Consider the following 21462-nt stretch of genomic DNA (forward strand, 5'->3'; position numbering starts at 1 on the left):
GTTCATTTCTTATGAATATGAGTTCTTTTATCACTAAAAAGTATTTCTAATTGTTTTGTTATGGCGTCGGCGAGTTCTTCAGCATTCATAATTGTTACAGCACGTTGATAATAACGTGTGACGTCATGACCAATTCCAATGGCAATGAGTTCGATAGGGGAGTGTGTTTGGATTTCTTGAATCACTGCGCGTAAGTGTTTTTCTAAATAATTGCTGGAGTTGACCGATAGTGTCGAATCGTCAACAGGAGCACCATCAGAAATGACCATGAGGATGCGACGTTGTTCACGCCGTGATAAAAGGCGTTGATGAGCCCAAATCAAAGCTTCTCCGTCGATATTTTCTTTTAATAATCCTTCTTGCATCATTAAACCTAAATTGCGTCGTGCGCGACGCCATGGAGTATCAGCACTTTTATAGATGATATGGCATAAATCATTGAGGCGTCCAGGATTATGGAGTTTGTTTTGGGTAAGCCATTGTTCGCGCGATTTTCCCCCTTTCCAAGTTTTGGTGGTAAAACCTAAAATTTCAACTTTGACACCACAACGTTCAAGAGTTTGTGCCAAAATATCAGCACAACTTGCAGCAACGCTAATGGGGCGTCCGCGCATTGAGCCAGAATTATCAATGAGGAGTGAAACAACTGTGTCCCGAAATTGGGTGTTGCTTTCCATTTTAAAAGAAAGGGGTTGCATGGGGTCAATAATTAGACGTGGAAGCCGTGTTGTATCAAGATATCCTTCTTCAAGGTCAAAGTTCCAGTTGCGATTTTGTTGCGCCATCAAGCGGCGCTGGAGACGGTTTGCTAAACGTCCAACGATGTTTTGCAGATGATTGATTTGCTTATCAAGATAACGGCGTAAGTGATCTAACTCGTTTTCAGAACAAAAATCTGTTGCTTCCAAAATTTCATCAAATTGACGGGTGAAGATTTTATAATTGCCAAGTCTTTGCATTTGTTCCGAATCAGAAAAAAGGTGTTTGGGTTTGCTCGGCTTTTCTTGCCAAGGTCCATTTTTTTGCTCGCCGTCAGCTTGATCATTGTTGTTTGATTGTGTCGCTTGTGTTTTTCCATCATCTTGCACATCACTTTCTTGTTCAGTGCTGGTTTGTTCTTCACTTTGAGCGTGTTTTTTGTTTTTACTCTCTTCTTCTCTTTGGTCTTGAGGTTCACACGCATTTTTTAATTTTTTATTGTTTTCACTGTTAGAAGCTTCAGCTTGTTGCACTGTCATTTTGAGTGTAACAAGCATTTGGCGAACAATCTGTGCAAAAGCTTGTTGGTTGTAAATATGATGTGGGAGTTCATTGAGTTGTGATGCTGCTTTTTGTTCGAGTTCTTTACGCCACAATTCTAAGACAGAACCCGCTTCTCTTGGAGCTGCGCGCTTTGTTATTTTTTCACGCAATAAAAGTGCAATCGCTTCTTGGATGGGGGCTTCACTTTGGTTGCTAATTTTATGATAATGGGCTCTTTTGTATTTATCGGCGAGCATGACATCAAGATTTTTTGCAAGTCCCTCCATGGCTAAAGTACCAATTGCTTCAACACGTGTTTGTTCGAGGGCATCAAAGACAGCACGTGCTTCTGATTCTAGTGGAGAAAATTGCATGTGAATGCGGTTGTCATGCCATGCTTTGCGCAGAGCCATGGAATCACCTAGTCCGCGGGTAATAGTGATGTCTTTATTCGTTGCGTATTGAGGTAATTCTGGTAAACGCGCGCAACTTTCGCTTAAAGATGGTCGGTTATGACTAAAGGAAACTTCAAGGTTGTTTGTGCCTGCAATCGCACGCATACAGGTGGAAAGTGCTTTTTTAAAAGCTTCAGCATTAAGAGTGTTGTTGGAAGAATCTTTTGCCGGATTTTTGTTGTCGCCAATATCGGTAGCCATGAGTGACAGATTCCTTAAGGCGAAACACCATGAATGAGTGATTCGGGAAGCTCTTGTCCAAAGGCGCGTTGATAAAATTCTGCAACAGTGGCACGTTCGAGTTCATCACATTTATTGAGAAAGGTTAATCGGAAGGCAAAGCCGACATCTTGAAAAATTGTTGTATTTTCTGCCCAAGTAATGACGGTACGTGGACTCATGACAGTTGAAAGATCTCCATTGATAAAAGATTGGCGTACCATATCAGCAACATGAACCATTTGTGAAATTGTCTTTTTTCCCTCAGCCGTTTGAAAAGATTTGACCTTTGAACAAATGATATTAACCTCTTTATCATGGGGTAAATAATTGAGTATCGTAACAATAGACCAGCGGTCCATTTGAGCTTGATTGATCTGTTGGGTACCATGATAGAGACCGGTTGTATCACCAAGACCAATGGTGTTTGCCGTTGCAAAAAGACGAAATGCTGGATGGGGAGAGATGACACGGCTTTGATCAAGTAAGCTTAGTTTTCCAGAGGTTTCAAGAACGCGTTGGATAACAAACATAACATCGGGACGCCCCGCATCATATTCGTCGAAAACAAGAGCAATATTATTTTGATAAGCCCATGGCAAAATGCCCTCTTTAAATTCAGTGATTTGTAAGCCATCTTTTAAAACGATAGCATCTTTTCCTACAAGATCGATACGACTTACATGACTATCGAGATTAATGCGAAGACAAGGCCAGTTAAGACGTGCAGCAACTTGTTCAATATGCGTTGATTTCCCTGTACCGTGATAGCCAGAAACCATTACACGGCGGTTAAAGGTAAAACCTGCGAGAATCGCTAAAGTTGTTTGCTGATCAAAAAGATAATCAGGATCGATATCAGGAACATGGGGACTTTTTGTGCTAAAAGCAGGGACTTTCAGATCTGTTTCAATATGAAATAGATCGCGAGCACAAAGTGTAATATCGGGCAAATTTTCAACGGTAAGATTTGTCATTATGTTTCTGGAAGGGAGAGGACGCTATTTATTCATTAGAAACGATACAAGAGTTAAAGTATTTATGCAATGCTCTATAATGAGAGCCTTAGATATTGAAGAAAGATTTTTTTACGTATTCTATAATGTTTTGCAAAAAAAGTAACATTTTGCGCAAATAATGATGGTCTAAATGAAAATAGACTCATATAAGCGCATGTTTTCAGCACAAACCAGACTTTTTTAGCAAATTGTAAGCATGTAAAACATCACGAAAGCGCTCTTCTGAAGCACGATTACCACCATTGGAATCAGGATGGTGCTTTTTTACCAACTCTTTATATTTCATTTTGATGTCTTCTGCTGAAGCGTTTGCCTGTAGTCCCAGTGTATCAAAAGCTTTTGCTTCTAAGGGCTTTAATTTTCGTGAGAACTTATTGTTTGAATGCTGCCCAGTAAAAAGCGTGAAGGGATCGCGCATGCGATTTTGATAGGCAGCTGTTCCAGAGCGAATCTTTGCATAATTCGCGGCTGTTTTTTTCGATGTACCATTGCTCAGATCTGTAGGCCATGTCGGACGATGTCCTGTGAGAGCATCCTTTTGAAATTTTGCGATATCTTTATTGCTAAGACCAGAGAAGTAATTAAAATTTTTATTATAGGCGCGTACGTGTTCAATACAAAAATATAAATATTGTCCTTCGTGATTTCGACCTGCTGGTGCTTTATGGGACCCTGTTTTTTCACAACCTTCCCACTGACACTGTTGTGCTTCTGGCTCAGCTTTTTGTTTTTTATTTGAGCTTATGCGAATTGAATCGAATAATTTAGATGTTATTGTCATATTATTGGTTTATGCAAAATTGATTAATTTTACAAGAATTGACTTTTGAAAAATTTGTTTTCACACTTATTCTATTATGAAAAAGGTGTATTTTTGCACGTTCATTTTGTTTGAGGAATGAAAAATGTTTATAGAAACAATAATTCAGAGAAAGCTTCAGGATGCTTTTCATCCGCAAAAGCTTGAAGTGATTAACGAAAGTCATCTTCATGAGGGGCATCCTCATAATGAACATGCTTTTGATGGTAAAGGAGAAACACATTTTCGAGTGAAAATTTTATCTTCTTCTTTTTCTAATATGACACGCGTAGAAATACATCGAGCGATTTATAAAGTTTTACAAGAAGAGTTAGCTACTTGTGTTCATGCTTTGGCACTTGAGGTTGAAACACTCTAATTTTTTGATGAGACGTTTTTAGGAACGGGGATGGGCCTTTTGATAGATTTTTAACAAATGGTCTGTATCGACGTGGGTATAGATTTGTGTGGTGGAAAGACTAGCGTGCCCAAGAAGTTCTTGAATCGTGCGCAAATCTCCCCCCCGTGATAAAAGATGGGTGGCAAAAGAATGGCGCAGTGTATGAGGCGTTGCAGTTTCTGGTAAACCAAGGCTTGCACGTAAATTACGGACAGCTTTTTGAATAATGGCAGGCTGTAGGGGACCGCCTCGCGCCCCACGAAATATGGGTTGGTTATCCAATAAAGGATATGGGCAACATTTGAGATAATTTTGTACAGCTTCGTAAACAATTTTGATGAGAGGAACAAGGCGTGTTTTGCCGCCTTTTCCTGTTATAAATAAACTTGTTTTTTTAGGATCAGAAAATTGTTCTGGTGTGAGGCTTAAGGCTTCTGATATTCGCATTCCACAGCCATAAAGAAGCATGAGGACAGCAGCATTACGAGCGCTAATCCAAGGTTCATTTTCCAGTTGATTTTCTTGTTTGACTATGTGAAGTGCTGATTTTATCGCTAAAGGTTTTGGGAGCAATTTGGGGTGTTTGGGGCTTCGGATAAGTTGAGCCGCGGGAACATTGACGATTCCTTCACGTGATAAGTATTTGAAAAAAGAACGGATGCCTGCCACCCCTCGGCTTAAAGAGCGCGCACTTATATTGTTTGTACGCCGATAAGCAAGATAAGCACGCAAGTCACTGATGCGTAAATGAGCAAGATCTGTAAGGGTTGGTGTATGGCTTAAGTGTTGACAGAGAAAAGACAAAAATTGCCGCGTATCACGTTCATAGGCTTGCACTGTTTGTGCTGACATACGACGTGTTTGGGTAAGACACTCTAACCAATTTTTCCTTGCGTTTAAAATTGCATGGTCTGCTGGAATGAGAGGAATATTTTCATCTTTTCTCTTGTCGTTTTTGATGGGCATTATCTAGTTGAGAGTTTCTTTCTTTTTAGATTTTTCATCGTTAGAATGACCATTCTTGTTTTGGGGTTGCTCTTCACGATTGATAAGTTGCTTTTCACCTTTGAGAGAGAGTATTTTCACAAGATTGTGTGTTGACATCAAATGCGCAAAAATTAATCCTAAAAAGCCATTTTTATGAAGTTTGGCAAGTTGGCTTGCTGATAATTTATTCAATTTTTCTTCATCAACAACCCAAAAATGTTCCAATTGCGCTGAGAGACCTTTATCGTTTTTCACATTGATGGATTTTTGGCTTAGAAGATCCATTTCTACAAGAGCATCAATAAACTCAGAGGTTTTCTCCATAGCGATTTTAAAACTTTCAAGAAAGCGAATACGTTCTTCCATAAAAGGAGAAATAGAGCCATCGGAATTAAAAAGTTCTGTTCCTGCAACTTCATTAAACATACCGGACTGTTGATCAAAGCAGACAGAAAGTTCTTTTTCATTGCTAATTTGTGCCAAAACAAAAGGATAGCGACGGACAAAAGCTGGAACATAAGTATTGTTTTTCCAACTTTTATCAGAAGCGATATAGTCATTTTCATCATTAGAAAGACCGACAAGAGCTGCGGATGTGTAGTGCCGTTTTTTTTGTTCATCTTCGGCGCACATAAATAAAATAGGATAGTCTAGCGCTGCTTGAAAATATTCAGTACTTGCTAAAGGAACCCAATGAGTATCCTTGGCAAAAGACATATCAGTTGGAGGAGCAAATTTTAGATTTTTATGGGAAATTTTGTTGATTGGTGTGATATCTTTGTAAAATAGCATAATATTTGCCATAAGACTTTCTCCTTTATTAATTTGTTTTTTGTTACCAAGAAAGGTCTTTTAGAAGATTGTCTCATATGGCAACAAGATTGAATAGAAAACTATAAGATTGAAGGGTTCATTTTTGAGAGATAATATTTTTGCATGAAGTATAATAAAGAAAAGCTTAAAAATAAAGTCTATCTTGCCATTATTGGTATGCCTCATGGTATAAAAGGAGATGTTTTTGTTAAAATTCTAAGTGCTGAGCCACAGCGTTTCAAGTTTTACAGCACTCTTTATGATGATATGGGGCGTTCTTATGAAATTGTAACTCTTCGCATACAAAAAAATAAGGCGATTGTACGTTTTAAAGGGGTAGAAAATCGTAATGCGGCTGAGTCTTTAAAAGGGATTCGCCTTTATGTGACGCGTGATCAATTAATTGATGATTTGATGGAGGATGAGTTTTATCAAGTCGATTTAATAGGCTTGTGTGTCCAAGATTGTGGGGGGAAAATCTTAGGTGAAGTGTGTGGTTTTTTTAATTTCGGGGCTGGTGATTTGCTTGAAATACGTTTGAATACAGGTAAAAGAGTTCTTATTCCCTTTAGTAAGGCGGCGGTACCAGAAATTTGTATGGATTCTGGTTTTCTTGTTGTTGATCCCATGGCCGCTGGTTTAATTGATGGGGGAGACAATGATAAAAAGGAAATAGCTTGAATCTAAAAATAAAGATGAAGGTAAAAAACAACAGATGAATTTCGTCAATAAAAAGTGGAATGTGTGAAAATATTAAAAATGCTCTTTTGAGCAGATATTGTAAGCACTTTATCTCGAAATAGTCCTGAATTTTTAGAGTCTTTTTTAGTGCAAGTATTTAGAAGGATCGTATTGAATATGGCGCAGATCAAGAAGACTCAGATTAACGCTATAGCGTTAAAAGTCTTGTTTGTGCTATTTTTGCTATTAAGAGTCTGTTTAAGAAAATAAGGATAAGAAATAAAATGAAATTTCAGGCGCGCGTTTTAACCCTTTATCCTGAAATGTTTCCTGGTTTTTTAGGGTATTCTTTAGCAGGGCAAGCTTTAGAGCGTGGAATTTGGTCACTGGAGACGGTACAGATTAGGGATTTTGCTTTAGACAAACACCATAGCGTTGATGATAAACCTGCTGGTGGGGGAGCTGGTATGGTAATGCGGGCGGATGTATTGGCGGCTGCTCTTGACTGCTGTCCACAGGATTCGCCAAGATTGTTGATGAGTCCACGTGGGCGTCCTTTTGACCAAGCTTACGCGCATAGCTTGGCTCGTGATACGGGTGTAACGTTAGTTTGTGGACGTTTTGAAGGGGTTGATGAGCGAGTCATAGAGGCACGAGAACTAGAAGAAGTCTCTATTGGTGATTATATTCTTTCAGGGGGTGAAACAGCTGCATTGGTTATCTTAGATGCTATTATACGTCTTCTGCCTGGAGTGATGGGGAATGCAGCTTCTGCAAGGTGTGAAAGTTTTGAAAATGACTTGCTGGAACATCCGCAATATACCCGCCCTTCTCTTTTCGAAGGGCGGGGTATTCCGCCTGTATTGCTCTCAGGTCATCACAAAGCGATCGCAGATTGGCGTCAAAGCCAAGCCGAATTGTTAACACGTCAACGTCGCCCTGATCTTTATGCGCGTTATAATAAAAATCATCAGAAAACTTGATTCATATGATAAGGTGGTGTATTGCATGGCTCTCTTTTTAGAGAGTTTTTTATAAAAGGTTTTCTGTAGTTCCAAAATTAAAATGAAGGAATGGTGTATTCGCTCCTGTGTAAGACATAGCCTAAAGAGCTCCTTATTCTTAATAAAGGCTTTTTTGGTAAGAGTTGAGCGCTCTGACTGTTCGATAAAGAACATGAAGGATAAAAGAAATGAATATTATCGCACAGCTTGAAGCTGAACAATGTGCAAAAATTGAAGAAAAGCGCCAATTTCCAGCATTTCAGCCAGGAGATACAGTCCGTGTTATGGTGCGTGTGACAGAAGGTACACGGACGCGTGTTCAGGCTTATGAAGGTGTCTGTATTGCGCGTTCAGGCGGTGGGTTGAATGAGACCTTTACAGTACGCAAGATTTCTTATGGTGAAGGGGTGGAGAGGGTATTTCCTGTTTATTCTCCTTTGATTGAAGGTGTTCAGCTGGTGCGCCGTGGTAAAGTGCGCCGTGCAAAACTCTATTATCTACGTGGCTTGAGAGGTAAAGCTGCACGTATAGCTGAAAAGAGAGATTATCGGAAAAAAGCTGAAAAGGTTGTTGAGAAAGTAGAAGCAGCATCTGTCAGCACAGATGTTGAAAAGCAAGTTTCTGAGTAAAGATTATATCGGTTAAACTTTATGCAAAAGCGGCTTTTATGCCGCTTATTTGTGTCTTTCTTGATTCGTTTTGCCTTTTAAAAGGCTTGGAGTGGACATAAAAATGTTCAATCTATCAATTTTTCCTCTTTTTATTCTTAATTATGGGTGCAGTTTAAGAGACTATTGCGTATATCGTGAATACTCAAAAGGATAAGTTTAATCTGAAAAAATGTCTGTTTATATTTGGAAAAGATTTTAGACCTTTGACGTGAAGATAAAAGTGTATTAGATTAAGGCGAGTTTTGCGGATCATATCCAGGGAGTAATCGGTTTTTTTATGCGTGACCTTTAATCCGTTATTTGAGACAACCGACCTGTAATATCGGTATCTTGAGATGCCAAACAAGTAAAAACGAGAGAGTATGTTTAGTCGTTTTGCGCGAACTTTCTCGTTCATTGCGGTTGCAAAAACCAGGTCAGGATATTTTATGATAAACCAGGTCAGGATATTTTATGATAGAGACAACTAGGATAAAAGAGCGCCCTCGTTCCCCTCATATAAGTATTTATCGTTGGACAATTACTATGGCCATGTCCATTGCACACCGCATTACGGGTATGGCACTTTATGTTGGAACGGTTTTTCTTGCTGTTTGGTTAATTGCTATTGCGTGTGGCGAGGAGACATTTAGAACAGTTTACGAAATTTATAGTTCTTGGTTTGGATTGTGTATTTTGTTTCTTTATACTTTGGCAGGGGTTCATCACATGGTTGGTGGTGTTCGCCACATTGTTTGGGATCTGAAGCCTTGCCTTTTGGCAAAAGAAAAGGCAACAGTCACTGCTTGGGCGACAGTGTTTATTTCTCTTATTGTTACTTTTGCGATTTGGATTATTGGATATACCGTTGTTTAGCTGGGGGTGAAAAGAGACATGAAAAAAGATTTTCGAACGGAACTTGGAAAAGTACGGGGGCGTGGCAGTGCTCATGAAGGAACAGAGCATTTTTGGCTAGAACGTTTGACGGGGTTTATCAATCTACCACTTTTGATATTTTTTATTGTTCTTATTCTTTCGCTTGTGGGAAAGGATTATAGTATTGTGCGTGCAAGACTTGCACATCCTATTGTTGCTATTTTGATGGGATTGATGACTTTTTCGGTCCTTTATCATATGAAACTTGGTATGCAGGTAGTGATTGAAGATTATATTCCACGTGAAGGTTTTCGGATATTCTTTTTGACGTTAAATATTTTATTTTGTTTTCTCATAGGTGGTATCATTATTTTTTCTCTTTTGAAAATTGCATTAGGGGGTTAAACAAGTATGGCGGGTACAGGATCATCTCTGGGTGCTAAAGCAGGTAACGCCCCTTATCGCACTGTAGATCATAAATTTGATGTTGTTGTTGTTGGGGCAGGTGGTGCAGGATTACGTGCGACACTGGGTATGGCAGAACAAGGATTAAAGACAGCTTGTATTACGAAGGTTTTTCCAACGCGCTCACATACGGTTGCAGCACAAGGGGGAATTGCTGCATCGCTTTCAAATATGGGACCTGACAATTGGCAGTGGCATTTATATGATACCGTGAAAGGTTCTGATTGGTTGGGCGATACCGATGCAATGGAATATTTGGTGCGTAATGCTCCTGCTGCTGTGTATGAATTAGAACATTATGGCGTTCCTTTTTCGCGAACGCAAGAAGGCAAAATTTATCAGCGTCCTTTTGGTGGACATACGACACAATTTGGTGAAGGTCCGCCTGTTCAGCGTACTTGCGCAGCAGCTGACCGTACAGGCCATGCCATTTTGCATACGCTTTATGGACAAAGCTTAAAGCATAATGCGCAATTTTTTATTGAATATTTTGCACTCGATCTCATCATGACGGATGGGGTTTGTACGGGGGTTGTGGCATGGAATCTCGATGATGGTACAATACATCGTTTTTCTGCCAAAATGGTTGTTCTTGCAACCGGTGGTTATGGACGCGCTTATTTTTCTGCGACATCGGCGCATACCTGTACGGGTGATGGTGGTGGAATGATCGCACGTGCTGGATTGCCACTTCAGGATATGGAGTTTGTGCAATTCCATCCGACAGGGATTTACGGTTCTGGCTGCTTAATTACAGAAGGAGCTCGTGGTGAAGGAGGCTATTTAATCAATTCTGAAGGTGAACGCTTTATGGAGCGTTATGCACCTTCCTTTAAGGATTTGGCTTCACGTGACTTGGTTTCGCGTTGTATCACACTTGAAATTCGTGAAGGGCGTGGCGTTGGACCTAAGAAGGATCATATTCATTTGGTTCTCAATCATATTGATCCTGCAATCTTGCATGAGCGGTTACCAGGGATTTCAGAATCAGCACGGATATTTGCAGGGGTGGATGTAACAAAAGAGCCTATCCCCATCTTGCCAACGGTTCATTATAATATGGGTGGGATTCCTACCAATTACTACGGGGAAGTTCTCAATCCAACGGCTGATTCGCCTGATCGTATTCAACCAGGGCTGATGGCGGTAGGAGAAGCAGGATGTGCTTCTGTTCATGGTGCTAACCGCTTGGGGTCAAATTCATTAATTGATCTTGTGGTGTTTGGTCGTGCTGCTGCCATTCGCGCGGGTGAAGTTATTGATCGGAATGCAGAAATTCCACCCATCAATGAAGAAGCTGTTGACGAAATTATAGCGCGTTTTGATCGTTTACGTTTTGCACAAGGGGCAATACCAACAGCTGTATTGCGTGAAAAAATGCAACGCACGATGCAAGAAGACGCAGCAGTCTTCCGTACAGAAGATTCTTTGAAACAGGGATGTCAACGGATGAATAAAATCTGGGGGGAATTGTCGGATCTCAAAGTCACAGATCGTTCTCTGATATGGAATTCTGATTTGGTTGAAACATTAGAGCTTGAAAATCTTATGGCGAATGCAATCATGACTGTTCATTCTGCCGAAGCACGTTCAGAAAGCCGTGGCGCTCACGCTCGTGAAGATTATCCAGAGCGTGATGATAAAAACTGGCGTAAACATACGATTTCACATTTGTCAAAAGAGGGTAAGGTGACATTATCATATCGACCTGTCCATGTGGACCCGTTAACATCTGAAGCTGATGGTGGGATCGATTTAAAGCGCATTGCACCTAAAAAACGGGTTTATTAAGGGGAGAATGAAATATGGTACAAATTAAGCTTCCCAAAAATTCTCAAGTAAAACCGGGAAAGGTTTGGCCTAAACCTGAAGGTGCTACAAAGCTGACGGAATTTCACGTGTATCGTTGGTCGCCTGATGATGAGGAAAATCCTCATTTAGATACTTATTATGTGGATCGTTCTGCTTGTGGTCCTATGATTCTTGATGGGCTTTTGTTTATTAAAAACCATATTGATCCAACTTTGACACTTCGTCGATCATGCCGTGAAGGCATCTGTGGTTCATGTGCGATGAATATTGATGGAACCAATACATTAGCTTGTACCAAAGGGATGGATGATGTAAAACATCCCATTAAGGTCTATCCGTTGCCTTCCATGCCGGTTGTTAAAGATTTGGTTCCTGATTTAAAGCGTTTTTATGCACAACACCGAGTCATTGAGCCTTGGTTGCAAACAGTTTCTCCTGAACCTGCAAAAGAATGGTTACAAAGTCACTCCGATCGCCAAAAAATCGATGGCCTTTATGAATGTATTTTGTGTGCGTGTTGTCAGACTTCATGTCCAAGTTATTGGTGGAACGGTGATCGTTATTTGGGGCCCGCTGTTTTGCTTCAAGCTTATCGCTGGATTGCGGATTCACGTGATGAGATGTGTGGTGAACGTCTTGATAATTTAGAAGATCCTTTCCGCCTTTATCGTTGCCATACGATTATGAATTGTGCGCAAACTTGTCCAAAGGGATTAAATCCAGCGAAAGCAATTGCTGAAATTAAAAAACTCATGGTTGAACGCCGCCTCTGAAAATTTACTGATTGATCAAAATAAAGCGCAAGGTGGAAAATTGTATCTCCTTTTAGCAATTAAATCTCTAAAAGAAGATCGGCTGCTTATGGGAGCGCAGTAGCTATAATCATTCTAAAAGTGAAGTAATCCCTAAAAATTAAGCAATCCTTGTAGAAGCAATACTTGCAATGACTGAGCAGAAAACTCATAGTTGAATATTATCTTTGAAATTTGACCGATTAACGAACAGTAAAAAGAAAAATAGAAAATTGTGCGTGTTTTTGTGCCTCTTTGAGGCTTAATCTCTAAAAATTTATTGGCTTCTATGAGGTGGTTAGTATAGTTATTATTGCCTTTAAAAAGGCATTAGTCTTTCGAGTAAACTATACTTTAAATAGCGTTCTATGTAAAAACAATAAAATCAATATGCCATGTGTTTTTATTTTTATTAAATTCGCATCATAATTTATACTTTGATGCAGATTCAAGTAATCATTTTTTATAAAAAATGATTACTCTGTATAAATATAGAACAAAAAATAAATGCTGATACAAATATTAAACGCATGTAAATTATCTAAATGAAATACAAAGGAGTGATCATTATGACAATTCGTCATTTTACGACACATTTATTGTAATATCGAAAACATTGCTAATATTCAAGGATTAGGAATTTTTGATAATATCACTATATATTTAAAGGTCATATTTTTTATTTTAAAGATTGGATTGTTAATCGCATTAAAAAACAAAATTTATAGTTCTCAAAAAATGGAGAACGTAAAATCCTTCTCTATTGTAGAGATAGATTATATAGTTAAGGGGGTAGTAATTTAAAAATATTGTAACATCATAGATTTAAATTCACTAAAGAGCAAATAAGACGTTTTTAAAAAATATCAAATTTATAGTTTTTTCTAAAAATTTAGAAAAGGCTAGTGAGAATTCTAAGAACACGTGTTGCGAATGTGGTACAAGGGATGTTTATAGGTTCGTTTGAGTTGAATGAATTCAATCATCAAAGAAAACATGTTGTATTTTTATGAGTTTCGTGGGTTTTTATTTTATATGTTTTTATCTATAAAAAATAGAGATTTCTAGATTTAGGTCTTATTTATTATGTTAGGGGATTTCATTTTTTCTTGTATATATGCTGAAGAAAGTTATTTAAGCAGTAAAAGTGTTTTTTATTTTATTTTTTAGCATAAAAGATATTTCTTAACATGAAAGAGAGGTGTCCAAGTATTAACGGTATAATCAGCCATTGTTTTGGTATTTATTCTGTTGTGCTGTAAAACACTATCTTATTTAGGATGTGGTAATTAGAGTGGTTAGAAGGTGAAATCTGCTAGGTGAGGGGGCGGATTGTTTGCAGATCAGTGGCGTGTTAAGAGGCTTCGTCCTTTGAGGTGTGATAGGTGGAGTCTGTTAGCCAATTACGTAAACTAGAGCGAAATCTACGTGGACAGGTTTTTAGTCTAATCTCTCTTATATATTGTGATAGGAAATTCACATTAATAAGGACTACGACCGGTTACAGAAAACAGAAATCATTGCGAAAAAACAAGCGTGCTTATTTTAAAATTTTTAATATTTGTGATCATAATGGCATGTGAAATCTCCTGTAGTATCACGCAGACCGTTCGTATTCTCGAGCCAAGAATTGTTCATATATCCTCTTCAATCTGATCTTCACGAATTGATGCAAGAGATGGGTACGAACACCTGTAAGAATAAGCAGATGCAAAGCCAGTTGTATCATTATTGTTGCTTTGCAGAGTGTTTGATAAAAATCTGGAACATTTCTCCAATTCATTGCCGGTTTATTAATGACTTTATGGCGTTGTTTTTCTAAAAGAGCTTTTGCTGTTGCAGCTTTTACTTATCAAATGGGAGTTAAGAGTATTATGTATCTCTGTTGACGTAATCTTTGAAAGTTGCTATACAGCCGCCTAATTTGAGGGGAATATGAAGCTGTAAAGGTGCAAACCAGTTTCCATTTTTAGCATCATTTTTTAATTCTGCTTTACGACTTTCAAAAGCATCTAGAGTAATGTCTTTTAAATAATAGAGATTACGCATTGCTTCACGCTTTTGTTTCTCTCGTTCTTTAATAAGATCAAAACCCTTATGTAAAACAGAACGCCCCGAACCAAATACACTTTGCTTGTCAATTTGCACGCTTGTTTTTAAGAAACCTTTCTTTAAGGTGCCTAAGCTTATTTCACTACAGAGTTCGTGGATGGTATAATGGTAAAGCCCCGATGAATAATATAAAATTTATAGAGCATCTCCATTTTTACACTTCATAAAAGAACAAGTTGGGCGCCATTAGACACTTTGCAAACTCCCAATGTTGTGACAATTTTTGGCATTTTGGATGGTTTATAAAAGGCATTTTTAGTGCTTTTTTGTACAGTTTCATTCTATACGGCTTTATTTACTTATAATGTGCAAGAGACATGGTTTTGGTTAATAAACAGCTTTGAAATGAGAGAATCCTACGGTACTAAGATCTTTTATCCAACACGCAAAATAATGAACACTCTTTATAAGACAATGTGATGCATCTTAAGAAGAGTGATTGTAGATCTGTTCTTTTAGGAATTTTTGCTTTTTGTGGTGCAGAGAAGAGAGCAGGAATATTCAGAGTAGAGCTTACCTTATGGAATCTATGGATATCGTCTTTAGGAGAGGGACATAAGCCACGTGATATGGTTAGCAAAGCTTGCCTAAGAGAAATTTGGTTGTTTACGAACAACTGGAGGTTAAGAATCTTTCTTCGTCCGAAGAAGACGTCTATATACCACTATACTTTTTATTACCAAATAGAACGTGGTTTATGGATGCTAAATCGAAATGATAATTTATTTCGTATGAGGTTTTCCGTATTTGGAGATTGTTTGGTTAAAAAACATATTTATTAATCACTTGAAAATAGCGCTTAGAATTTTTAAACGATAAGTTTTGGTCTTGATGACGATAATTATTTGTGATGATCGAAAGTACCTATTTTACGAAGCTTTCATTGATAGGCGAATCAAAATTTATTCTTTTCTTTTGTTTAAATATTTATTTTGCAGCTATTTTTTCTTTTTTGCATCAAAGATACTTTTTCAAAAGGTAAATGGAAAGAATGATCAAAGGCAAGAGAATAAAGAGAGCCTTATGTATAATTTGGTTTTCTCGTAGAGTTGTTGTCTATTAACTTTTTTCTTTTTTTCTTCATGAAGAGTGTAGAAAATCCATTGGAGAAGCAAAGAGAATAGGAAAAGTTAAATAAATAGCCGTAACAATTAGTTACGGCTATTTTTGTTTGCTTCATATTACCGAGAGAGGAAGCTCCCCTTAAGCGATTTTTGATTTAGCAAAAATCGGGTCGTAAAAGACTTCAGAGAGTTTTCTATCTTTAAAGAACAACACTACGTCAACTGTTGTATAGAGAACGATTTTTATCATTTCTAACTCGAGTTGCCGGCCAATTTCTGATCTTTTAATCAAGGTGGCACATCGCTCAAATGTCTGCAAAGCGCTGTTAGCATGCGTTGTTGTAATCGATCCGGGATGACCAGTGTTGAGCGAATTGAGATATTCCCATGCTTCATTGCCTCGCAATTCAGCGAGAAAAATTCTGTCAGGCGACTGACGCATACACGCATCTAGGCATTCTTCAGCTGAAACACGGCCTACATTGTTACCATAAATCATATGTACATGATTGGGATGATTGGGTAGAAAAAGCTCATGAACATCTTCAATTGTGATAATACGCTCCTCTACAGGGACCTTTTCAATTAAAGAGCGAGCAAATGTTGTTTTACCAGATCCTGTTTTGCCTGCAATAATAATGTTGCGTTTGTGAAGGACGCATTCTTCCAAAAATTCAAGAATTTTTCCCTCACGTTTACTTTGTAAGAGTTGAACTTCAAATGGTTCCAACCGTGTGAAGTCCTGCCTCGATAACAAGTTATTGGCTTCTTTTGCTGAAGGCTTATTAAAACTTACATCAGAAAAATCGTCAAATGCCCCTTCTTCTTTGAGTTCTTCTAACGTTTTAACTATGAGAGAATGTTTACGAATTACAAAGGAAAGAGCACCATCAACAACAGCTGGTGTTTGTATAATTGTACCACGTTGTCCACCAGGCAAGAGCACATAATTAATACTTCTGGGAGCCATACCGTTATAAACGATAATAGCTGTAATAAGCGTTTGCAAAAAAGTGGTTGTTAACTCTGGTACGCTGTGTAGTTGCCAACCCTTAAAGCTTTTCGTCCATACTTCACAGGGGCGGCAAATCGATAATTCAGTGATCGTGGGATCTTCTAAAAAACAATCAAGCGGTTGCAGAAGCTGAAAAACTGCTTGATCTTTTTGTATCGGGTTAACGTGTGACGAGACTGTAGACATCGCTGAAATCCAGATCACGAGCAACAAAAATATTTACTCGTTCGCCTTGGTTTTTGTAAAGTGTTGGTGTGATATTGATGGAATTTTGAAGAACATCGATTGCTATAGATTCAGCATTCTGAGCTCCTTTATTTTGTGAGTTATCTTTATTTTCTTTGCTGCTTTTACCAACTTTTCCTCTTACCCATTCTCCTAAATCACCGATAATGCTTACCATAATTGCACTACCAAATCGTTCCCAAAAATGTCTGTCAACCCAGCCACCAATACCCGCTTCACCCAGAGGACCTGTGCCTGGTGAGTCAAGATTGACAACAACACCAGAAGGCGTTTCAATGCGTAACCATTGCACAAACACGCGCGTTTGTCCTTGTTGTATGCCACTTTGGTAAAAACCAACAACTTTAGAACCACGGTCAAGCAAAACAACACGTCCACTCGTGGAATAAATATCGCGTGTTAAATGACACGTCGTCATTCCGGGTTGTGATGTAATGATTTTTGTTTCTAACGTACAATCTATTTGCGTTCCTTGTGTAATCAAAAAGTCACGGTTACGAAGTTGCATCGCATGTGATTGACCTAAACGCACGGGCTGAAGGTTATCAAATAATACGCCATTACCTCTATCATTATTCGATGCTTTATTATTTGTATCTGTAGATCCTTCGCTACCACCGTTGTTAAGGCTAGAACTGAGCATACGTTTGCGTGCTAATTCTTCAGAATCTTGGAGCATATGTGGAGGAATGGCTGTTTGAAGAAGTTTACTCAATGCCGGTGGAATATCCAAGTTTGAATCTTCTGTTTGTGTTGATTTTTCTGCTTCTTCTACAATCTTTGGCTCTTCTATAATCCGAGGGACATAGTTTGGTATAATTTGCTGTACTATTTGTTGTGGTTTTTCTTCCTCAACCTCCACGGTATTACGCATTTTAAAAGCTTTCCAAGTCAAGGCAATCGGTATCGCTACTATGACAATAAGTCCTACCATTAACAATGCACGGGTACCTGGAATTGTTGGACGACGTTCAGAACCTAGTTCGGACCCTCCATAGGTACCTTCAATATGTTTTTGTTCGACGTTGTCCAGTTTTGTACCTTTTCCCTCTCCTTCCTTATTGTCAAACATCATTTTCCTCCTTTATTGATACGATAAACCACCGAAGATACTGTCCCTGTTGTGTTTGGTACGCCATTGGGGTCATAGGCTTCATTAAAAACAGCTAGAGCGCGTTTACCAAGCCGTATAAGCCATTTAGGATTGACCTTATGAACGGCGATAATATCATTAGAACTGCCGATAACGGTGCGTGGTATTAAGCTTTCATTACCTTCAGCATCTACGACATAAATCGATGGCATATCCATGTTAGCGGGAAATTTAAAGTAAGTAATACGCCCATTGTCCCAAGCATTTATCGGAGCAATATCTTGGTGACCACTCATGGTATAACTGAGATTATAGCCGTTGACGCTTTGGTGAAAACCACGTTCAATCGCAAGGCGTCGATTGTTTTCTTCTGACTTTTCATCGTTTGAATCGGGATAATGGAAAGCCAATTCATATGTTGATCCCGCACGGTCATTCCGAAATTGTAGTCGGAATTTATAACTCCGTTTGTCGGTTACAACGATGAGATTGGTATTGGCAAGTTCTGCTTTTGGTTTAATAAAAATATGCCGCCCTTTATGAGCAAAGGCATAGGCTTCAGAATCACCAAAGGCATGAGTTATGTACTGTTCACCTTCTTCAAGAATAATATGTGTTGCCACACCAAGAACTGTTTCAATTTGAACCACATCCGCTTCGTTATATGTTATATAGCGAATGCGGTGATCATATTGTGAATTTGATGGACTTTTGAGCGCCTGCACAGGTACCGTATAAAGAGAAGAAAACGAAGACAATAGAACAACGAACGCAAGTTTTTTCATAACAATCAATTCCTTAATCATTCAACAGTATTTCTGGGTCAGAACGGTAACTTGTTACTTGAAAACCAAGGGGGTTAAGCAATCGATCAGATGATTTCATGGGTGCACCAACATAGGTGTAACCAATTGTTGCAATTTGGTGCTGTTTTGGTCCAGTAGCAGCACCGTTGCTGTCAAGTTGCTGAGTCGTAAAACGTACAGTTGCTTGACCTAGTCCATTAGGCTGGATTGATCGTACTTTAACTGTAATACGTGCTTTGTTGGAAAGCACTTTGTCCCGTGCATTTTCTCCATCATAGATTTTATAATATTCTTGTTGAACAGATGCCGCACTTAAAAGTGCTGTTGTGTCATAGTTCAGTTGAATAGTATCGTAGTCGTAAGTTTCGCGGTTAAGTACATATTGGTTTAGCCAATATCTATCTACAACTTCACCATAGCTTTCTTCGTGTTCACGCATGATTGAGATAACATCAACTGCACCCGTCGTATTATCAACGCGCAATACTAAGGGAGTTGGAGCTGGTTGAGAAAATCCAACAACTCCACATATCATACCGAATAAGCCAAAAAGACCCACAGTACTCGCAACACGCCATGCCGTTCTGCGCGACCTTATAAATTCATTGATAAGATCACGTTCTAAGCCACGGCTTTCTTCATAATAACTTCTAAGTTGTTCGGCTTTCACTGGTTTTGCTTGTTTTGTTTTCATCTGTCTCCTCGCTTGATTTCGGCAGGGATTGTTTTATTAATAGGCACGCGGTTCCTGTCATTGGGCTGTTTTAGCTTTGGTGCTAATGCACAAGCCGATAAAAGGTTTGCAATCAAAATTATAAGAATGATCGACTTCATTTTAATATGACTCTTTTTTACTGTTATACACATTCTGATATTTGTTGTCATTATTATAATTTCGACACCAAAGTAAAGTGTATAGTTTACGATAATTTATCTTTTCTTAATTTCATTTTTTAATTTATGAAAATAGCTCAATTTCAGTGCGAATATTTTTTACTTTAGGATTGGATATTCTTGTTATTTTGTCATATGGATATTAAGGGCATCTGTTACGGGAACCATTGCTTTTTATCTCAGCTAGTTTTTATGTCTCCATAGATGTCCGAATGTAATGCCTTTTGCGAGAGAATTGGCCATGCTTGATAGTTTGAGTAACAGCATGATGGATATAATGGACAAGATGAGAGCTCCTCCAAACATGAAGCTTACATTCTGGTCGTAGTCGAGTTTCATATCGCTCAAATAGTTTGCAAAGATATTCATCATCAGATTAAATACAGTTGCTAAGAGTAGAAAGAGGATTATATAATTGGCGACTTGTACAATCCATTGCTCAAAAAAGCGATAAGTTGGTTGCCAGAGTAGAGCAATAATGAAGATTGGCCCCCATCCTACGAGAAGTGCAAGTGCGATTTTTGTCAGAAGGACGAGACCCCCACCGATTGCTACGACGAGGCTTGTTGCTAGCAAGATGAGGATTCCTAAGAGACTGTAAAGCAGTCCATTGGCTTCGAAGAAGACGGTTTCTTGGAAAAGACGGCCTGCATATTGGAATCCTCCGCCTGCTGTTTTGTCAAGTAAATTCATTAATTGTTTATCATCGAGTGGGTTTGCGATGAGCGCTTTTGATAACTCATAGGGCATTTGTGTTATTAAATTTGTGATTTCTGGTTGATAAAGTCCTGTGGTAAGAGCTATTGAAGTAATAATACTTATCCGCAGGAAACGGTTTACGAATCCGGAAAGTGGCATATCGATAGCGCCACGGATGATAAGCCATCCGTAGATGATGAAAGCGATAGTGATTCCAATTGAAACGAAGGGTGTAATTGTAACAATTGCTTTTGAGGAAACATCCGTGACATATGTTTTTGTTATCTGATCAATTTTATTGAAAAGTTGCGTGAAAACTGTAAAGTTCATGGAATTCCTCTTTAACGAATTTTCAATTTTTTATCACTTTGGAACATAGATACATGCTAAACGCCTCATTTTCATTTATACATTACCTAAGTGTTTTCAGCATGATATCTTGGCTTTGATAAAATCTTTGTGCTTCTCTTAATTGTTCAGAGAGTACTGAACCTTCTACATTGGTTTTTGTTTTCATGAAAAAAGCAAATGTTGTAAAAAGCTTTATTGGTTAGACCTTATTATAGGCATATTTTTGTAGTTAGAGGCTACAATTTTTCTGTACAATTTACGTTTTTGTATTTCGATAAGAGTCTCTTCGTCATCGCTTAAATTTCTGACCATTTGTAGCTTTGTATATTCATTTTGGATCATGGCTGACATGGTCTTGATGCGTGTTTGCAGTTCGAAAACTTCTTTGAGATCTTTTGTTTTATTTATCTTATCTAAGAAATCGTCCATTTGTTTAAAGCGGTTCTCTGCGTCTTGAAAAGTTTGAAAACTTACAGCTTTTTCGACAATTCCACTATATTTAAGACGCGTATTAATTATTTCGCGCATTTTATAATACGGCAACTTCTGGAAGCCGTACCTTTTCTCTTCGAGAATAATCTCATTAAATCTTTTTTTAAATTCCCCAGTAGCTATGGCTTGGTAGTTTGTCTGTGTTTTTGGGTAGATAGAAGGCAAATCTTGTATGAAAGAATTCTTGTTTTCTCCTATTGTTGGTTTTTGTATCCTATTTCCTGTTATAGACTGATGAATTTTTTTCGCGTTTTCGATCTGGTTTTCGTTTGTTTTAATTTGTTGTTCTAACAACTTAATAATTTCCAGATATTCTGCTTTTGAAAAAGGACTTTTAACAGTTGAACCTTGAGTCCCAGAACCCCAACTAAAGTTAGACGTTAGAGTTAAATTTATCATCCCCAAAAGGGTAATCATTCCTGTTATAATAAATCGCTTTTTCATCTGTCTCCTCGCTTAATTTCGGCAGGGATTGTT

General features: G+C 38.3%; 21 protein-coding genes. 8 read left to right on the forward strand and 13 right to left on the reverse strand.

Annotation, left to right across the window (positions count from 1 at the left end; all coding sequences use genetic code 11):
* Positions 1-2: 2 nt before the first annotated feature.
* From cobT to ACFINS_RS01175, 3 genes are all read right to left on the reverse strand, one after another.
* A complete protein-coding gene (gene cobT / locus ACFINS_RS01165; protein ID WP_375628610.1) occupies positions 3-1898 on the reverse strand; it encodes a cobaltochelatase subunit CobT in 1896 nt (631 codons plus the stop codon).
* Between the two features lie 14 nt (positions 1899-1912).
* A complete protein-coding gene (gene cobS, locus ACFINS_RS01170; protein WP_375612717.1) occupies positions 1913-2893 on the reverse strand; it encodes a cobaltochelatase subunit CobS in 981 nt (326 codons plus the stop codon).
* Positions 2894-3095: 202 nt separating this feature from the next.
* Complete coding sequence (locus ACFINS_RS01175) at positions 3096-3716, reverse strand: J domain-containing protein (protein ID WP_375612239.1); 621 nt, start codon at positions 3714-3716, stop codon at positions 3096-3098.
* Positions 3717-3840: 124 nt separating this feature from the next.
* Here ACFINS_RS01175 and ACFINS_RS01180 point away from each other — a divergent pair, with 124 nt between their 5' ends.
* On the forward strand, positions 3841-4113 hold the full coding sequence (locus ACFINS_RS01180; protein ID WP_375612716.1) for a BolA family protein: 273 nt from the start codon (positions 3841-3843) through the stop codon (positions 4111-4113).
* Positions 4114-4131: 18 nt separating this feature from the next.
* On the opposite strand, the gene ACFINS_RS01185 is transcribed toward ACFINS_RS01180, so the two are convergent.
* Together ACFINS_RS01185 and ACFINS_RS01190 are read right to left on the reverse strand one after the other, a co-directional pair.
* A complete protein-coding gene (locus ACFINS_RS01185) occupies positions 4132-5100 on the reverse strand; it encodes a tyrosine recombinase XerC (RefSeq protein WP_375681881.1) in 969 nt (322 codons plus the stop codon).
* Positions 5101-5103: 3 nt separating this feature from the next.
* On the reverse strand, positions 5104-5925 hold the full coding sequence (locus tag ACFINS_RS01190; RefSeq protein ID WP_375612242.1) for a SapC family protein: 822 nt from the start codon (positions 5923-5925) through the stop codon (positions 5104-5106).
* A 132-nt stretch (positions 5926-6057) separates the two neighbouring features.
* On the opposite strand from ACFINS_RS01190, the gene rimM reads away from it, so the two are divergent.
* The 7 genes from rimM (at position 6058) to ACFINS_RS01225 (ending at position 12195) form a co-directional block, all read left to right on the forward strand.
* The gene (gene rimM / locus ACFINS_RS01195; protein ID WP_375618306.1) at positions 6058-6615 is read left to right on the forward strand and encodes a ribosome maturation factor RimM; all 558 of its coding nucleotides are present in this window, start codon (positions 6058-6060) and stop codon (positions 6613-6615) included.
* Between the two features lie 284 nt (positions 6616-6899).
* On the forward strand, positions 6900-7598 hold the full coding sequence (gene trmD / locus ACFINS_RS01200; protein ID WP_375612244.1) for a tRNA (guanosine(37)-N1)-methyltransferase TrmD: 699 nt from the start codon (positions 6900-6902) through the stop codon (positions 7596-7598).
* 209 nt (positions 7599-7807) lie between these two features.
* A complete protein-coding gene (rplS, locus tag ACFINS_RS01205; protein WP_375633582.1) occupies positions 7808-8248 on the forward strand; it encodes a 50S ribosomal protein L19 in 441 nt (146 codons plus the stop codon).
* A gap of 495 nt (positions 8249-8743) precedes the next feature.
* A complete protein-coding gene (sdhC, locus tag ACFINS_RS01210) occupies positions 8744-9145 on the forward strand; it encodes a succinate dehydrogenase, cytochrome b556 subunit (RefSeq protein WP_375606014.1) in 402 nt (133 codons plus the stop codon).
* A gap of 18 nt (positions 9146-9163) precedes the next feature.
* The gene (gene sdhD / locus ACFINS_RS01215) at positions 9164-9550 is read left to right on the forward strand and encodes a succinate dehydrogenase, hydrophobic membrane anchor protein (protein WP_375612246.1); all 387 of its coding nucleotides are present in this window, start codon (positions 9164-9166) and stop codon (positions 9548-9550) included.
* 6 nt (positions 9551-9556) lie between these two features.
* Entirely contained in the window at positions 9557-11401 is a 1845-nt protein-coding gene (sdhA, locus tag ACFINS_RS01220) for a succinate dehydrogenase flavoprotein subunit (RefSeq protein ID WP_375620955.1), read from the forward strand.
* Between the two features lie 14 nt (positions 11402-11415).
* Entirely contained in the window at positions 11416-12195 is a 780-nt protein-coding gene (locus tag ACFINS_RS01225; RefSeq protein ID WP_005774220.1) for a succinate dehydrogenase iron-sulfur subunit, read from the forward strand.
* A gap of 1890 nt (positions 12196-14085) precedes the next feature.
* Here ACFINS_RS01225 and ACFINS_RS01230 read toward each other — a convergent pair.
* From ACFINS_RS01230 to ACFINS_RS01265, 8 genes are all read right to left on the reverse strand, one after another.
* Positions 14086-14361, reverse strand: coding sequence for a hypothetical protein (locus tag ACFINS_RS01230; RefSeq protein WP_375705773.1), 276 nt, complete (start codon positions 14359-14361; stop codon positions 14086-14088).
* Positions 14362-15528: 1167 nt separating this feature from the next.
* Positions 15529-16590, reverse strand: coding sequence for a P-type DNA transfer ATPase VirB11 (virB11, locus tag ACFINS_RS01235; RefSeq protein ID WP_375612249.1), 1062 nt, complete (start codon positions 16588-16590; stop codon positions 15529-15531).
* Positions 16565-17722, reverse strand: coding sequence for a type IV secretion system protein VirB10 (virB10, locus tag ACFINS_RS01240; RefSeq protein ID WP_375606219.1), 1158 nt, complete (start codon positions 17720-17722; stop codon positions 16565-16567). Before virB10 ends, virB11 begins: the two co-directional genes overlap by 26 nt.
* A complete protein-coding gene (gene virB9, locus ACFINS_RS01245) occupies positions 17722-18528 on the reverse strand; it encodes a P-type conjugative transfer protein VirB9 (protein WP_375606008.1) in 807 nt (268 codons plus the stop codon). The genes virB10 and virB9 overlap by 1 nt, the downstream gene beginning before the upstream one ends.
* 13 nt (positions 18529-18541) lie before the next feature.
* Positions 18542-19243: a virB8 family protein gene (locus tag ACFINS_RS01250; RefSeq protein ID WP_375606007.1), complete on the reverse strand. Its 702-nt coding sequence runs from the start codon at positions 19241-19243 to the stop codon at positions 18542-18544.
* A complete protein-coding gene (locus ACFINS_RS01255; protein WP_273790050.1) occupies positions 19240-19383 on the reverse strand; it encodes a TrwH protein in 144 nt (47 codons plus the stop codon). The genes ACFINS_RS01250 and ACFINS_RS01255 overlap by 4 nt, the downstream gene beginning before the upstream one ends.
* Before the next feature lie 243 nt (positions 19384-19626).
* Positions 19627-20472: a type IV secretion system protein gene (locus ACFINS_RS01260; RefSeq protein WP_375705774.1), complete on the reverse strand. Its 846-nt coding sequence runs from the start codon at positions 20470-20472 to the stop codon at positions 19627-19629.
* A 213-nt stretch (positions 20473-20685) separates the two neighbouring features.
* Positions 20686-21429, reverse strand: a complete 744-nt coding sequence (locus ACFINS_RS01265) for a type IV secretion system protein (protein ID WP_375612679.1) — start codon at positions 21427-21429, stop codon at positions 20686-20688.
* Positions 21430-21462 lie beyond the last annotated feature (33 nt).

Origin of the sequence: Bartonella sp. AA2SXKL (assembly GCF_042197205.1) — a bacterium.
GTDB lineage: Bacteria > Pseudomonadota > Alphaproteobacteria > Rhizobiales > Rhizobiaceae > Bartonella.

Excerpts from the sequence above, each read along its gene's own strand:
- cobT (WP_375628610.1), bottom strand. The coding sequence starts at position 1,898 with ATGGCTACCGATATTGGCGACAACAAAAATCCGGCAAAAGATTCTTCC.
- cobS (WP_375612717.1), bottom strand. The coding sequence starts at position 2,893 with ATGACAAATCTTACCGTTGAAAATTTGCCCGATATTACACTTTGTGCT.
- ACFINS_RS01175 (WP_375612239.1), bottom strand. The coding sequence starts at position 3,716 with ATGACAATAACATCTAAATTATTCGATTCAATTCGCATAAGCTCAAAT.
- ACFINS_RS01180 (WP_375612716.1), top strand. The coding sequence starts at position 3,841 with ATGTTTATAGAAACAATAATTCAGAGAAAGCTTCAGGATGCTTTTCAT.
- ACFINS_RS01185 (WP_375681881.1), bottom strand. The coding sequence starts at position 5,100 with ATGCCCATCAAAAACGACAAGAGAAAAGATGAAAATATTCCTCTCATT.
- ACFINS_RS01190 (WP_375612242.1), bottom strand. The coding sequence starts at position 5,925 with ATGGCAAATATTATGCTATTTTACAAAGATATCACACCAATCAACAAA.
- rimM (WP_375618306.1), top strand. The coding sequence starts at position 6,058 with ATGAAGTATAATAAAGAAAAGCTTAAAAATAAAGTCTATCTTGCCATT.
- trmD (WP_375612244.1), top strand. The coding sequence starts at position 6,900 with ATGAAATTTCAGGCGCGCGTTTTAACCCTTTATCCTGAAATGTTTCCT.
- rplS (WP_375633582.1), top strand. The coding sequence starts at position 7,808 with ATGAATATTATCGCACAGCTTGAAGCTGAACAATGTGCAAAAATTGAA.
- sdhC (WP_375606014.1), top strand. The coding sequence starts at position 8,744 with ATGATAGAGACAACTAGGATAAAAGAGCGCCCTCGTTCCCCTCATATA.
- sdhD (WP_375612246.1), top strand. The coding sequence starts at position 9,164 with ATGAAAAAAGATTTTCGAACGGAACTTGGAAAAGTACGGGGGCGTGGC.
- sdhA (WP_375620955.1), top strand. The coding sequence starts at position 9,557 with ATGGCGGGTACAGGATCATCTCTGGGTGCTAAAGCAGGTAACGCCCCT.
- ACFINS_RS01225 (WP_005774220.1), top strand. The coding sequence starts at position 11,416 with ATGGTACAAATTAAGCTTCCCAAAAATTCTCAAGTAAAACCGGGAAAG.
- virB11 (WP_375612249.1), bottom strand. The coding sequence starts at position 16,590 with ATGTCTACAGTCTCGTCACACGTTAACCCGATACAAAAAGATCAAGCA.
- virB10 (WP_375606219.1), bottom strand. The coding sequence starts at position 17,722 with ATGTTTGACAATAAGGAAGGAGAGGGAAAAGGTACAAAACTGGACAAC.
- virB9 (WP_375606008.1), bottom strand. The coding sequence starts at position 18,528 with ATGAAAAAACTTGCGTTCGTTGTTCTATTGTCTTCGTTTTCTTCTCTT.
- ACFINS_RS01250 (WP_375606007.1), bottom strand. The coding sequence starts at position 19,243 with ATGAAAACAAAACAAGCAAAACCAGTGAAAGCCGAACAACTTAGAAGT.
- ACFINS_RS01255 (WP_273790050.1), bottom strand. The coding sequence starts at position 19,383 with ATGAAGTCGATCATTCTTATAATTTTGATTGCAAACCTTTTATCGGCT.
- ACFINS_RS01260 (WP_375705774.1), bottom strand. The coding sequence starts at position 20,472 with ATGAACTTTACAGTTTTCACGCAACTTTTCAATAAAATTGATCAGATA.
- ACFINS_RS01265 (WP_375612679.1), bottom strand. The coding sequence starts at position 21,429 with ATGAAAAAGCGATTTATTATAACAGGAATGATTACCCTTTTGGGGATG.